We start from the raw sequence: 13509 nt of genomic DNA, 5'->3' as shown, positions 1-13509 counted from the left end.
GGGTGGCGCCGCCCGTGTGCCGGGTACGGACGCTCACGTGCAAGTGGATCTCCGTACCCGGCACACGGGTCTCGTTCTTCCGACTCGCGCAGTTCCTCGCGCCCCTGGGCCGCTGCCCTGCCGGACCGCTGCCCTGGCGGGCGCCCGGAGGGCGGGTCAGCGGGAGCGCTTGAAGAGGAGCTTGGGGAGGCCGGCCGGGATGGGCTTGCGGGTGGTGGCGTCCGTGGGCATCGGGACGGCCTGGTGGGAGACGTCCGGCATCGTGCCGGGCTTCTCGGAGAGGGCGCCCGCCGGCTCCAGGCGGAGCACGCGGCACTCGCGGGCCCAGCGGTCGCCGATGGTGTCGGTGTCGGGGGCGTTCAGGCGCTTGCCCTTGAGCTCCTCGACCGCGCCCGTCCACGCCTCGCTGCCCGGGGCCAGCTCGCTGACCCGGGCCGGCCAGGCGGTCAGCCGGCCCCACTTGTCCTTGCTGCGCACCGTGACCTCGGCGCCCTGACCGGCCGTCAGGCCGTGCAGCGGCTGCTCGGCGCCGTCGCCGACCACCACCACCGCGCCGTCGTGCCAGGCGTGCCAGACCGGCCTGGCCTGCGGCTGCCCGTCGGCGCGGACCCAGAGCAGGCCGGACTTCTTCGCGGCCTCCTCCAGCAGGGCGCGGTCCAGCAGGTCGTCGGCGGCGATCGTGGGCTCCATGGCGGACAGCGTACGGCTTGCCGTCCGCCGGATGTCCCAGCAGGCAGGACGACAGTTCCGTCCGGCCGTCACAGCCCTTACGGTAAGAGCCGAAACCCGAGCACCACCCTGAGCACCACCCCGAGGAGCACCGTGCCCGCCGCCCGGTCCGAGACCGTCACCGCCGCCCAGGCGCCCGCCGCCGCGCCCGCCCGGGCCGTGCTGCCCAGGACGGACCTGGTGCTGCTGGCCGTCTCGATCACCGGCATCTCGCTCTCCGCCCCGCTGATCACCGCGACCGCCGCCCCCGCGCTGGCCATCGCGTTCTGGCGCAACGTCATGTCGGTGGGCGTGCTCGGCCCGTACGCGCTGCTGCGCCACCGCGCCGAGCTGCGCGGGATCGGCCGCCGGGCGCTGCTGCTGGCGGTGGCGGCCGGCGTGCTGCTGGGGCTGCACTTCGCGCTCTGGATGCCCAGCCTGCGGATGACCTCGGTGGCCTCGGCCACCGCGCTGGTCACCACCACGCCGCTCTGGACGATCCTGCTGATGCGGCTGATGGGCCACCGCGCGCCCCGGCTGGTCTGGATCGGCACCTGCGTGGCCTTCGCCGGGGTGCTGGTGCTGACCGGGGTCGACATGTCGCTCTCCCCGCGGGCCCTGCTCGGGGACGCGCTGGCGCTCGGCGCCGGGCTGGCCGCGGCCGGGTACATGCTGCTCGGCGCGGAGGTCCGGCGGACCGTCAGCACCACGGCGTACACGCTGGTCTGCTACACCACCACCGCGGTGGTGCTGCTGGTCATCTGCCTGGCCGCCGGCACCCCGATGAGCGGGTGGGACGCCGGGGTCTGGTGGCAGATCGCGCTGCTGATGGTGGCCGCCCAGCTGCTCGGACACTCGCTGAGCAACCGGGTGGTGCGCACCCTCGGCCCCACCGTCACCTCGACCGCGATCCTGCTGGAGACCCCGGGTGCGGCGCTGATCGCCGCCCTCTGGCTGGGCCAGCTGCCGCCGGTGGCGGCCTACCCGGCGCTGGTGGTGATCCTGGCGGGCCTGGCCCTGGTGGTCCGGGGCCAGGGCCGCGACTGACCGGGCGCGGCGGCGTGACGGGCCGTCAGAGCCAGCCGTTGCGCCGGAAGCCCCGGTACATGCCGACGCAGAGCACCCCGATGCAGGCCATCACGATCGGGTAGCCGTACTTGGAGTGCAGCTCCGGCATGTAGTCGAAGTTCATCCCGTAGACGCCGGTGACCATGGTGGAGACGGCGAAGATGGCCGCCCAGGCGGTGATCTTGCGCATGTCCTCGTTCTGCGCCACCGAGACCTGGGCCAGGTTGGCCTGGAGCAGCGAGTTGAGCAGCTCGTCGAAGCCGTGCACCTGCTCGACCACCCGGGTCAGGTGGTCCGCCACGTCGCGGAAGTACTTGCGGATGTCCGGGTCGACCAGCCGCTGGCCGGGCTCGGAGAGCTGCTGCATCGGCCGCAGCAGCGGGGTGACCGCACGCTTGAACTCCAGCACCTCGCGCTTGAGTTGGTAGACCCGGCCGACGTCGGCGCCGCGCCCGCCCTTGTTGGCGAAGACGTCGAACTCGATGTCGTCCACGTCGGCCTGGAGGCGGTCGGCCACCAGCAGGTACTGGTCCACCACCTGGTCGGCGATGGCGTGCAGCACCGCGGACGGGCCCTTGGCGAGCAGCTCGCCGCCGCCGTCGCTCTCCAGCCGGCGGCGCAGCTGGGTGAGCGAGCTGTGGCCGCCGTGCCGGACGGTGATCACGAAGTCGGGGCCGACGAAGACCATCAGCTCGCCGGTCTCGATCACCTCGGAGGTCGGGGTGAGCGCGTCGTGCTCCACGTACCGGATGGTCTTGAAGACCGCGAACAGCACGTCGTCGTAGCGCTCCACCTTGGGGCGCTGGTGCGCGTGGACGGCGTCCTCCACGGCCAGCGGGTGCAGGCCGAAGCGCTGGGCGATGCCCTCGAACTCGGCCTCGGTGGGCTCGTGCAGGCCGATCCAGCTGAACGATCCTGCATCCGTTTCCCGGGCTGCGCGGACCTGGCGGGCCGCCTCGCGCGGGCTGCACTTGGCTCCGGACCGCTTGCCGTCCAGGTAGACGGCGCAGTCGACCACGGCCGAGGAGGCCTGGTCGCCGGTGGCGGCGTCGTACTTGGGCGCGGTGCGGCGCGGGCGTGGGCGGACGACGGCACGGAGGTTGTCGATCATCGACATGACGGGCTCCTCGGGCAGGAAACCGTCGCACGGCGGAGCTGTGGGCAGACCGTGGTGCGGCGGAGCGGGCGGCACGTTCGTAGCGGCCGAGGCCGGTGTTTCCGGAGCCGTGGAAGAAGTCCTGCTGCCTTGCTGGGGCGCGGTTTGGACCCTGCGGCTTCGGGGAAGGTGCTCTCCCGGCCGGACGTGACGCTGCCTCAGGTGCTCGCTCGGCCGATCTGCTGGGCGATCGGACGGTGCCCTGCGGAGAGGGGCCCTGCGAAGAGGGGCCTCAGACGAGGGTGACGAGGACGGAGCGGAGGCGACGCGGCCGGGCAGAGCTGCCGGTACTGCATGGTCGGCTGGTATCCACCGCAACCACCTCCTTCACGTCGTGGCCCTGTAGGTGGAGTGATGCCCCAGTGGCCAGCTCCATACCCTAACAGTTGACGGGCCGCCAGCGCTGGGGGTCTACGCGCCCCGGCTGTCAACCGGGCGTTAGGGTCTGCCCATGGCGCACGACTTCCACGACCCCGCCGAGCTCTCCCGCACGGCCGTGCTGGCCGCCGTCGAGGCCCGCTTGCTGGCGACTTTCGGCGAACCGACCGGCCGGGCCGCCGTCACCTTCCTCGGCGCGGACCGGATCGACGTGCTGCGCTTCGGCCCGGACGCGGCCGGTCTGGTGAGGTACGTCACCCTCGGGATGTCGGCCGCGCCGATGACCGACCCCACCGCGGTGGTCGCCGATCCGGTCCGCGGGCCGCGCACCGAACTGGTGCTGACGGTCCGTGGGGGGCGCGACGACGTGCTCCGCACGCTGGCCACCTTCGCCGCCACCCCTCAGGTCGAGGGCCTGGTGGTGGCCCCCGGCGCCTCGCTGGACCTCGGCTCCCCGCTCTGGGCCGGCGCCCCGTTCACCTCGGTGCTGACCGGCGAGCCCGGCGGGCTGGTGCCCGACCTGGAGCTGCCGGAGCCGGCCGAGCCGGTCCGCTTCCTCCCGCTGCTGCCGATGACCCCCAACGAGGCGGCGCACAAGCGGGTGCACGGCGCGGCCGAGCTGGAGGAGCGCTGGCTGCGGCACGGCACCGACCTGCGGGACCCGGAGCGCCGCGGGGTGGCGCTGGACTGACGGGCCGTCGGCCCCGGCCGTCAGCTGTAGTCCTTGATGAAGCCGTAGACACCGCTGGCCACCAGCTGCACCGCGATGGCGGAGAGCAGCAGCCCGGAGAGCCGGGTGATCAGGACCACGCCGCCCTCCTTGATCACCCGGATGATCACCAGCGAGAACCGCATGGTCAGCCACATCACCACGTGCATGGCCAGGATCGCGGTCCAGACCGAGAACTCCTCGGCCGCGCCGTCCGCCCCCTGCACCGCCAGGATCACCGCGACGATCGCCCCCGGCCCGGCCAGCAGCGGAGTGCCGAGCGGGACCAGGGCGACGTTCACGTCCTTGGTCTGGGTCGGCTCCTCGATCTTGCCGGTGAGCAGGTCCAGCGCGATCAGCAGCAGCAGGATGCCGCCCGAGACCTGGAGCGCCGGGATCGAGACGTGCAGGTAGTCCAGGATCTGCTGGCCGAACAGCCCGAAGCAGGTGATCACCCCGAGCGCCACGGCGGCGGCCTGCCAGGCCATCTTCCGCTGCACCTTGGCCGCCCGGCCGGAGGTCAGGGCCAGGAAGATCGGGATGGTCCCGGGCGGGTCCATGATCACGAACAGGGTGACGAAGAGCGATCCGAAGGTCGTGAGGTCGAAGAAGCTCATCGGCGGGCGCCCGTCGACCGGGGCGGTACGCGGCTCATGTGACGAATTGTCCGGTCCGTCGAGCCGTGGCGCGAGGTCAGGGGGCGCGGCGGGGCCCGGCCCTGACGCGAGGTCAGCCGGTGATCGGGGCGGCTCCGGTGGCCTGGGCCAGCAGGGCCTCGTAGACCGCCGGGTCGGTGGTGTGCTCGCCGAGCCGGACGGTCTTGCGGCTGCCGTGGTAGTCGCTGGAGCCGGTGGCCAGCAGGCCCAGCTCCGCGGCCAGGGCGCGCAGCCGGTCCCGGGTCTCCGGGTCGTGGTCCATGTGGTCCACCTCCAGGCCGCCGAGGCCCGCCGCGGCCAGCTCCCGGATCGTGTCGTCCGAGACCGTCCGGCCGCGCTTCACCGCGCCGGGGTGGGCGAAGACCGGCACCCCGCCGGCCGCCCGGACCAGCCGGACGGCCGTCACCGGGTCGGTCTCGTGCTTGGGCACGTCGGCCCGGCCGCCGTTGGCCAGCCAGTCGGCGGTGAAGGCCGCCGAGACGTCCGGCACCACCCCGGCCTCGACCAGTGCGCTGGCGATGTGCGGGCGCCCGACGCTGCCGTTCCCGGCGATCCGCTCCACCTGCTCCCAGCTGATCGGCGCTCCGAGCTCCACGCACTTCTCCACCACCGCCCGGCCCCGGCGGAACCGGTCGGTGCGGACCAGCTCGCGCTCGGACGCGAACTCCGGCTCGGCCGGGTCGAAGAGGTAGGCCAGCAGGTGCATCGAGATCCCGCCGGTCCGGCAGGACAGCTCCGCCCCGGGCACCAGCGTCAGCCCCGTCCCGCTGCGGCGCACCGCCTCGGCCGCCTCGGCGTGCCCTGCCACCGTGTCGTGGTCGGTCAGCGCCACCACGTCCAGCCCGGCCGCCACGGCGGCCGCGACCAGCTCGGCGGGGGAGTCGGTGCCGTCGGAGGCGTTGCTGTGGGCGTGCAGGTCGATGCGCACGGGGTGATCGCTCCTCGGGTCCGGGGGCCGTGGGCGCTCAGCCTACGACCTGCCGTCTCCGGGGTGCCGCAGGCTACCCCAGCAGCCGCGGGGAGGGCGCCCCGCAGGGCAGCAGGCCGAGCTCGGCGCCGGCGTCCCGCAGGTCGGTGAGCACCAGCTCGTCGTGCATCATCAGTGCCGACTGCTCGGGCCAGGCGATCGCCCAGAGCCAGAGCCCGCGCGCCTCGCCGACGTACACCGCGCGGTCGTCCGGCGCGTTCGGCACGTGGAACATCGGGGTGGGCCGGCCGGCCGCGGTCAGTTTGGCGTCGGCGGGCTTGTAGAGCGAGACCGAATCGCCCGGATCGGGCCCGGGCAGCCCCGCGTACCGGGCACCGAGGCCGACGCCCAGCTCCTCGGCGACCAGCACCAGCTCGCCGAAGCCGCCGAGCGGGGCCGGGCCGGAGCAGGCCACGGCGGTGGCGCGGGCACCCGACACGTCGTCACCCGCGTGCGCGATCCCGGTGAACAGCCAGCCGACCGGCAGCGGCCAGGGCAGCCAGACGGGCACCTGCGAACGGGCGACGGCGACCCCCAGGGCCTCCACGCTCGGCGGCAGCACGGGCTGCATCGGATGGACCGCGCCGTGCTGGTCACACTGCCAGGTGTCGGAGAAGAGACCGGGTGCGCGGACCCGGGCGCCACACCTCGGGCAGCTTGGCTCGCCCCTCATGACGGACAACGGTCCTCCTCCCGGAGCGCCGCGTCAAGGACGATCACCCGGATGGAGTGCCGCTCCGCCGGGGGGTGGTGGGCTGCCCCGTTGGGGGATGTCCCGCCGAGGGGCCCGGCAAACGTGCGCGGGCCCCGTCCGGCCGCGCGGCCGGCGGTGCGGACGGGCCCGCCGGGGCCGTCCGCGGACGCACTGACGCCCCGTCACCCGTGGGGGTGAGCGGGGCGTCGGCTGCTTTCGGGGCGTCGGATCCGGCGTCGGCCGGCCCTGCGCCGGTCAGGCCGTCTTGCACGGGCGGATGTAGATGCGCTCGCCGGTGCGGGCGGCGCGCTCCACGTACTCGCGGACGGTGTCCGCGTCGGCGATCAGGCGGTCGGTGGCGGCGCCCTGGATGTCGTCCAGGCGGAGGATCTCGAAACGCATGGGTCGCTCCCTTCGCTGCCCCACGCGGGGTGGGGCCCTTGTGACAGCTCGGTCTTCGTCGTCCGGGTGTGGTGCTGTCCTGCTACGTACGGTCTCGCACTGCTGAATCCGGGCGGTTGCCCGCCCGTTAAGTCCCGGTTTCGGCGCATCGGCGCCGGTGTGCTTCGAGGGCTACAACCGGGCGCCGGGCTCGGTGATTCCCGGACAGAATCAAATATTACCTGAACTAAAGAAATGGTGCCCGTGCTGAGCCCGCGCCGTCCTCGGCGCGGGCTCATTCCGTCAGGTCAGGTCCCAGAAACCGGCGAGTACCGCGGCGGTCGCGGCGGGCTGCTCCGCGTTGGGGGAGTGCAGCGCACCGGGGACGGTGGTGTGCGGGACGCCGAGGCGGGCGGCCATCGCGATCTGCTCCTCGACCGGCCAGGCGTAGTCCCGCTCGCCGGAGACCACCTGGGCCGGCAGCCCGGCGGCGGCCAGCTCCGCCACCCGGTCCGGTGCGGCGACCAGGTGGCCGCCCATCGCGATCAGCGCCTCCGGGCGGTTGGCCACCCAGCGGCGGTGCAGGAAGCCGGCGATCTCGGGGTCGAGGGCGGGCTTCTCCTTCTCCTTGTCCATCTCCTGCATCAGCAGCCAGATCTCGTCGAGGGACAGGCCGCCCGCCAGCGCGTCGACGAGCAGCCCGGTGCGGGCCGCCTCCGGCGGGTCGATCGCGCCGGGGCCGGTGGAGAGCAGGGTGAGCGAGCTCCAGGGGAGGGCGCGCTGGTCCGCGCGCAGGACCGCCTCGCGGGATACCTGACCGCCGAAGGAGTGGCCCAGCAGGTGGAGCGGGGCGTCGGTGGGCAGCGCGGCGGTCAGGGCCAGCACGTCGAGTGCCAGCTCGCCGATCGCGTAGGCGGCGGTGTCGGCCGGGCCCTCGGACTCGTACTGGCCGCGCTGGTCCACCGCCACGGTGCGGTAGCCGCGCTCGGCGAGCGGCTCCAGGAGGGCGATGAAGTCCTCCTTGCTGCCGGTGAAGCCCGGGACCAGCAGGGCGGTGCCGCGGACCGGCCCGGCCGGTTCCCCCACGAAGGCGGCGAAGCTCCCCCGGGAGGTGGCCAGCCGGACGGCACCGGCGCAGACGGGCAGCTTCAGGAACGGGGGAGTGCTCACCCCGCAGAGCGTAGGGCACTGCTCCTCGCGAAGGTGGTTACCCCGGGGGCGCGGGGAACTGCGCGGGGCGGGAGGGAAAAACCCGTGTGCCGGGTACGGAGGCTCACTTGCAGGTGGCTGTCCGTACCCGGCACACGGGTCGTTGTCTTCCGATTCGCGCAGTTCCCCGCGCCCCTGGCCGCCTCCGGCGGCCCGAGGGCGCTGCCCTCCGGGTCTTACTCCGCGGCCGGGGCCTCGGTGGTGGTGCGGCGGGTGCGCGTGCGGGTGCGGCGCTTGGGAGCCTCGCCCTCGGCCGCCGGGGCGGCCTCGGTGGCGGGGGCGCCGCGACGGCCGCCGCGGGTGCGGGAGCCGCGGCCGCCGGTCTCGCCGAGGTCCTCGATCTCCTCCGCCTTCAGACCGGCCCGGGTCCGCTCGGAGCGCGGCAGGACACCGGTGGTGCCGGGCGCGATCTTGAGCAGCTCGTAGAGGTGCGGCGAGGTGGAGTAGGTCTCCTCCGGGTCGGTGAACGGCAGGTCCAGCGCCTTGTTGATGAGCTGCCAGCGCGGGATGTCGTCCCAGTCGACCAGGGTGACGGCGGTGCCCGAGGCGCCGGCGCGGCCGGTGCGGCCGATCCGGTGCAGGTAGGTCTTCTCGTCCTCGGTGCACTGGTAGTTGATGACGTGCGTGACGCCCTCGACGTCGATGCCGCGGGCGGCGACGTCGGTGCAGACCAGGACGTCGACCTTGCCGGAGCGGAAGGCGCGAAGCGCCTGCTCGCGGGCGCCCTGGCCGAGGTCGCCGTGGACCGCGCCGGCCGCGAAGCCGCGCTGGGTCAGCTGGTCGGCCACGTCGGCGGCGGTGCGCTTGGTGCGGCAGAAGATCATCGCCAGGCCCCGGCCGTCGGCCTGGAGGATGCGGGCGACCATCTCGACCTTGTCGAGCGAGTGGGCACGGAAGACGTGCTGCTCGATGTTGGCCACGGTGGTGCCGGTGTCGTCCGGGGCGGTGGCCCGGATGTGGGTCGGCTGGCTCATGTACCGGCGGGCCAGCGAGATGACCTGGCCGGGCATGGTGGCCGAGAAGAGCAGGGTCTGCCGCTTGGCCGGCAGCATGGTGATGATCTTCTCGACGTCCGGCAGGAAGCCGAGGTCGAGCATCTCGTCGGCCTCGTCGAGGACCAGCGCGCGGACCTTGGAGAGGTCCAGCTTGCGCTGGCCGGCCAGGTCGAGCAGACGGCCCGGGGTGCCGACGATGATGTCGACGCCCTTCTTGAGGGCCTCGACCTGCGGCTCGTAGGCCCGGCCGCCGTAGATGGCGAGGACCCGGACGCCGCGGACCTTGCCCGCGGTCTGCAGGTCGTTGGTGACCTGGGTGCAGAGCTCGCGGGTGGGCACCACGATGAGCGCCTGCGGGCTGTCGGAGAGCTGGTCGGCGGTGGCCCGGCCGGCCTCCACGTCGGCCTTGACGACGACCCGCTCGATCAGCGGGAGGCCGAAGCCGAGGGTCTTGCCGGTGCCGGTCTTCGCCTGGCCGATGACGTCGTGGCCGGTCAGCGCGACCGGCAGGGTCATCTCCTGGATCGGGAAGGGGTGGACGATCCCGACGGCCTCCAGGGCCTCGGCGGTCTCGGCCAGGATGCCCAGGTCCCGGAAGGTGGTCTTGGTGGGTTCAGCGGTGGTGGACAGGGTGCTGCCTCTTCCGTGTGGGTGGGCCGAGAGCGAGAGAGGCGGCGTGGCAGCCCCGTGCCCGGTCGCGGGCCGCGTCGCAGCCCGTCCCGTCGTCACGAGGTCGCACAACCGCGCCGGCCCCTGTGCCCTGCCGACCCGAGCGGCCCGGTTCCGGGCGCGGGGTGCGGCGGCGTCGGGGAGGATTCCCTTGAGGGGCGCGGCGCGGGACCTTGCGCCGGGGGGAGGCGCGGTCCGCGGCGGCCCTCGCTCGGCCACTGATGCGGTGCCAGGGCCCGAAGTCCGGGCCATGGTCGGAGCCGATCGGCTCTCCGACCGGGCATCCGCGTACGTGAACGCCCGGTGTCCTGCGCGGCACCGTCATGTGCCGCCCGGATACATCGGGCCTCACTACCACCATACAGTCAGGCGACGACTCGAACACGTGACGTGCCCTACTCCGTGCCGACCGGGCCTGTTGAGGGGGAGGCACTAGGGTGGCGGGAATGGAGACTCAGGCCGCCGACGACGGCACCCCGCTGGACGCTTCCGTCACTCCCGTCACTTCCGACGCTCCCGCGTCCATCGGCGGCTGGGAGGCCAGGGCCGCCGACCCGGGGTACCGGGCGGCGGTGCTGGACCTGCTCGGCGCGCTCGCCTACGGCGAGCTGAGCGCCTTCGAGCGGCTGGCCGAGGACGCCAAGTTCGCGCCCGGGCTGGTGGACAAGGCCGCGCTGGCCAAGATGGCCTCCAACGAGTACCACCACTACCAGCAGCTGCACGACCGGCTGGTCGAGGTCGGGGCCGACCCGACCGAGGTGATGACCCCGTTCGTCGAGCCGCTGGAGAACTTCCACCGGATGACCGCGCCCTCGGACTGGCTGGAGGGCCTGGTCAAGGCGTACGTCGGCGACGCGATCGCGACCGACTTCTACCGCGAGGTGGCCGTCCGGCTGGACGACGACACCCGGGACCTGGTGCTCAGCGTCTCCGCCGACACCGGGCACGCCCAGTTCGCGGTGGACCGGGTGCGGCAGGCGATCGAGGAGGACCCGCGGGTCGGCGGCCGGCTGGCGCTCTGGGGCCGGCGGCTGATGGGCGAGGCGCTCAGCCAGGCCCAGCGGGTGGTGGCGGAGCGGGACGCGCTCTCCAACCTGCTGGTCGGCGGCGCCGAGGTGCAGGGCTTCGACCTGGTCGAGGTCGGCAAGATGTTCAACCGGATCACCGAGGCGCACACCAAGCGGATGGCCGCGATGGGGCTGGCCTCCTAGAACCGGACAGGCGCCGGTGCCCTCAGGCGTGCCGGTGGCGGCCGTGCCCGCCCGCCCGGTCCGGGCGGGCCAGCACCGAGAGCAGCAGCGCCGAGCTGACCGCCGAGAAGAGCAGGGCCAGACCGGGCAGCCGGTGGTCGAGGGCGTAGCCGGAGACCACCCCGCCGATCAGGGCCGAGACCACCGCGGTGCAGACGGTCAGTGCCCTCGGATTCGGGAAGTAGTCGGCGAACAGCGTCAGCGCCACGGCGGCGACGACCAGTCCGATGACGGCGAAGGCGATCGACTGCAGGACCACGGGCTGCCTCCCAGGTGTGGGGCCGGGGCGGGGGGTACCACCCGGGCCATACCCAGTGCGGACGGGTGGTACGCGCACCGGACGCGGAACGGCCGCCCCTTCGGGTGAAGGGGCGGCCGTCCGCCTGAGACAGCGTCAGGTGCTGCCGGTGCGTCAGATGGTGCCGAAGCCCACCTTGCGGACGCTCGGCTCGCCGATCTCCACGTACGCCAGGCGCTCGGCCGGGACGATGACGCGACGGCCCTGCTCGTCGGTCAGCGTGAAGAGCTTCGTGGTGCCCTCCAGCGCCTTGGCGACCGCGCTCTCGACCTCATCGGCAGTCTGCGAGCTCTCGAGAACGATCTCTCGGGGCGCGTGCTGCACGCCGATCTTGACCTCCACGGCTTCCGTCCCTCCGGGTTTGCAGTCATCCGTGCGCTCGAACCGCCGTTCGCGGCCTTCGCGTCTTACGGCTTCACCATAGAGCACCTGCCTGGCCCGGCGGCGAAGGTCCCGCGATCACCGCGGGACTCCGGTCAGCCGGCGGCGGACTCCGGGCCCTGGTCGCCCGGGTGCATCGGGAAGCCCTTGAGGCCGCGCCAGGCGAGGCTGGCGACCAGCTTGACGGCGGCGTCGCGCGGGATCTCCAGGTTCTGCGAGAGCCAGTAGCGCGCGGTGATCTGGGCCAGGCCGCAGACGCCGACCGCGAGCAGCTTGGACTCGGCGTCGGGGAGGTCGGTGTCCTCCGCGATCACCTGGCTGACCAGGGTGGCGCTGGCGTCGGCGGCCCGCTCGACCCGCTCGCGCACGGCGGGCTCGTTGGTCAGGTCGGACTCGAAGACCAGGCGGAAGGCGCCGGACTCGCTGGAGACGTAGTTGAAGTACGCCTCCATGGTGGCGGCCACCCGCTGCTTGTTGTCGGTGGTGGCGGCGAGCGCGTCCCGGGTGGCGTCGACCAGGGCGTCGCAGTGCTTGTCGAGCAGCGCCAGGTAGAGCTCGAGCTTCCCGGGGAAGTGCTGGTAGAGGACGGGCTTGCTGACCCCCGCGCGGTCGGCGATGTCGTCCATCGCCGCAGCGTGGTAGCCCTGGGCGACGAACACCTCCTGCGCGGCACCGAGCAGTTGTTCACGGCGGGCGCTGCGCGGCAGGCGGGCGCCGCGCGGGCGCTCCTGAGCCTCCTGGACGGCCGACACGGGCGCTCCTCACTTCTCGGTCTGCGGCACGCCCGGGAACGGGGACGGTGTGCCGTGCGTGGCTTGCAGAGGAGTCCGATTCTACTTTTGGGTAACCGGATCCGCGCCGGGCGGGCGCCGATCAATTACCCCTCGGACCCCTTGTCGGGAGCCCACAATACGGGGCCGACCTGCGCTGTCCAGAGGTCGAGACGGTGGCGGGGTGATCGTGGGGGCTGGGCCGGCACCCGCGCGCTCACTACGATCGTGCTCCATGAGCACTGAGCAGCGGGTGGCGGACGGGACGGGCGCGGGGCGGACCGTGGAGGTCCCGGGGGCGGTGCTGGCGGTGCACGGGCCCGCCGAGCGGTCGGCCGACCTGCCGGCCGCGCTCTTCGTGCACGGGCTCGGCGGCTCCGGGGACAACTGGACCGAGCTGATGGCCGAGCTCTCCGACGTGCTGGACGTGGAGGCGGTGGACCTGCCCGGCTTCGGCTGGTCGATGCCCCCGCAGGACGGGAACCTGTCGCTCAACGGCCACGTCCGGGCGGTGATCGGCTACCTGGAGGCCACCGGGCGCGGGCCGGTGCACCTGTTCGGCAACTCGCTGGGCGGCGCCGTCGCCGTCCGGCTGGCCGCCCTGCGGCCGGACCTGGTGCGCAGCCTCACCCTGATCTCGCCGGCCCTGCCCGAGCTGCCCCCGCAGCGCACCGCCTGGCCCACCGGCCTGCTCGCGGTGCCCGGGGTGGCCGCCCTGCTGAGCCGCACCCGCAGCCCGGGCGGCGACGTCGAGCAGGCCACCCGGCAGCTGCTCGGGCTGGTCTACGGAGACCCGGACGCCGTCCCGCCCGGGCAGTGGGACCGCGCGGTGGCCGAGCACCGCCGCCGGTCCGGGCTGCCGTACGCGCTCGGGGTGCTGGCCGGATCGGCGCGCGGGATCGTCTCGGCCTACACCGAGCGCGGGGACCAGTCGCTCTGGCGGCAGGCGGCGCAGGTGAAGGCGCCGGTGCTGCTGGTGTACGGGCTGAAGGACAAGCTGGTCTCGTACCGCTCGGCGCACAGGGCCTGCGCGGCCTTCGCGGACGCCCGGCTGCTGGTGCTGCCGGAGGCCGGGCACGTGGCGATGCTGGAGCACCCGGAGCGGGTGGCGCGGGCCGTGCGGGAGCTGCTGGCGGTGGCCTGACCTGCGATCTCCCCGGGCCGGCAGGGCTGTTGACGGGGAGTCAGCGGCGCGGCAGAACGGCCCGGGCGCGGTGAGG

Annotated in this window: 15 protein-coding genes; 4 read left to right on the top strand and 11 right to left on the bottom strand. The window is 73.6% G+C overall.

What is annotated here, in order from left to right; genetic code table 11:
* Nucleotides 1-156: 156 nt before the first annotated feature.
* Nucleotides 157-690 (bottom strand): pyridoxamine 5'-phosphate oxidase family protein, encoded by a 534-nt coding sequence (locus tag ACWEPF_RS34980; protein ID WP_345287309.1) that lies wholly within the window; start codon nucleotides 688-690, stop codon nucleotides 157-159.
* Between the two features lie 132 nt (nucleotides 691-822).
* Here ACWEPF_RS34980 and ACWEPF_RS34975 point away from each other — a divergent pair, with 132 nt between their 5' ends.
* Entirely contained in the window at nucleotides 823-1755 is a 933-nt protein-coding gene (locus tag ACWEPF_RS34975) for a DMT family transporter (RefSeq protein WP_452175748.1), read from the top strand.
* A gap of 25 nt (nucleotides 1756-1780) precedes the next feature.
* Here ACWEPF_RS34975 and corA read toward each other — a convergent pair whose 3' ends face one another.
* Complete coding sequence (corA, locus tag ACWEPF_RS34970; protein WP_345287311.1) at nucleotides 1781-2893, bottom strand: magnesium/cobalt transporter CorA; 1113 nt, start codon at nucleotides 2891-2893, stop codon at nucleotides 1781-1783.
* A 490-nt stretch (nucleotides 2894-3383) separates the two neighbouring features.
* Between corA and ACWEPF_RS34965 the strand changes: the two genes are divergently transcribed.
* A complete protein-coding gene (locus tag ACWEPF_RS34965) occupies nucleotides 3384-4001 on the top strand; it encodes a suppressor of fused domain protein (RefSeq protein WP_452175747.1) in 618 nt (205 codons plus the stop codon).
* Between the two features lie 20 nt (nucleotides 4002-4021).
* On the opposite strand, the gene ACWEPF_RS34960 is transcribed toward ACWEPF_RS34965, so the two are convergent.
* From ACWEPF_RS34960 to ACWEPF_RS34935, 6 genes are all read right to left on the bottom strand, one after another.
* On the bottom strand, nucleotides 4022-4636 hold the full coding sequence (locus ACWEPF_RS34960) for a MarC family protein (RefSeq protein ID WP_345287315.1): 615 nt from the start codon (nucleotides 4634-4636) through the stop codon (nucleotides 4022-4024).
* A gap of 112 nt (nucleotides 4637-4748) precedes the next feature.
* Nucleotides 4749-5603, bottom strand: coding sequence for a PHP domain-containing protein (locus tag ACWEPF_RS34955; RefSeq protein WP_452175746.1), 855 nt, complete (start codon nucleotides 5601-5603; stop codon nucleotides 4749-4751).
* Nucleotides 5604-5676: 73 nt separating this feature from the next.
* On the bottom strand, nucleotides 5677-6315 hold the full coding sequence (locus ACWEPF_RS34950; RefSeq protein ID WP_345287420.1) for a DUF6758 family protein: 639 nt from the start codon (nucleotides 6313-6315) through the stop codon (nucleotides 5677-5679).
* Between the two features lie 276 nt (nucleotides 6316-6591).
* Nucleotides 6592-6738: a hypothetical protein gene (locus ACWEPF_RS34945; protein WP_345287319.1), complete on the bottom strand. Its 147-nt coding sequence runs from the start codon at nucleotides 6736-6738 to the stop codon at nucleotides 6592-6594.
* A gap of 282 nt (nucleotides 6739-7020) precedes the next feature.
* Nucleotides 7021-7887 carry an alpha/beta fold hydrolase gene (locus ACWEPF_RS34940; protein ID WP_452175745.1) on the bottom strand — a complete coding sequence of 289 codons (867 nt, stop codon included), beginning with the start codon at nucleotides 7885-7887 and terminating at the stop codon, nucleotides 7021-7023.
* Between the two features lie 215 nt (nucleotides 7888-8102).
* On the bottom strand, nucleotides 8103-9437 hold the full coding sequence (locus tag ACWEPF_RS34935) for a DEAD/DEAH box helicase (protein WP_452175749.1): 1335 nt from the start codon (nucleotides 9435-9437) through the stop codon (nucleotides 8103-8105).
* A 599-nt stretch (nucleotides 9438-10036) separates the two neighbouring features.
* On the opposite strand from ACWEPF_RS34935, the gene ACWEPF_RS34930 reads away from it, so the two are divergent.
* On the top strand, nucleotides 10037-10801 hold the full coding sequence (locus ACWEPF_RS34930; RefSeq protein WP_345287323.1) for a ferritin-like fold-containing protein: 765 nt from the start codon (nucleotides 10037-10039) through the stop codon (nucleotides 10799-10801).
* A gap of 22 nt (nucleotides 10802-10823) precedes the next feature.
* On the opposite strand, the gene ACWEPF_RS34925 is transcribed toward ACWEPF_RS34930, so the two are convergent.
* The 3 genes from ACWEPF_RS34925 to ACWEPF_RS34915 form a co-directional block, all read right to left on the bottom strand.
* Entirely contained in the window at nucleotides 10824-11099 is a 276-nt protein-coding gene (locus ACWEPF_RS34925) for a hypothetical protein (protein ID WP_452175744.1), read from the bottom strand.
* Between the two features lie 153 nt (nucleotides 11100-11252).
* The gene (locus ACWEPF_RS34920; RefSeq protein ID WP_345287327.1) at nucleotides 11253-11480 is read right to left on the bottom strand and encodes a DUF3107 domain-containing protein; all 228 of its coding nucleotides are present in this window, start codon (nucleotides 11478-11480) and stop codon (nucleotides 11253-11255) included.
* 134 nt (nucleotides 11481-11614) lie between these two features.
* Nucleotides 11615-12271: a TetR/AcrR family transcriptional regulator gene (locus tag ACWEPF_RS34915; protein WP_380150140.1), complete on the bottom strand. Its 657-nt coding sequence runs from the start codon at nucleotides 12269-12271 to the stop codon at nucleotides 11615-11617.
* 253 nt (nucleotides 12272-12524) lie between these two features.
* Between ACWEPF_RS34915 and ACWEPF_RS34910 the strand changes: the two genes are divergently transcribed.
* Nucleotides 12525-13433, top strand: a complete 909-nt coding sequence (locus tag ACWEPF_RS34910) for an alpha/beta fold hydrolase (protein WP_345287329.1) — start codon at nucleotides 12525-12527, stop codon at nucleotides 13431-13433.
* Nucleotides 13434-13509: the final 76 nt, after the last annotated feature.

This window comes from Kitasatospora sp. NPDC004289 (genome assembly GCF_053602875.1).
This window is presented reverse-complemented; position numbering and strand designations above follow the sequence as displayed.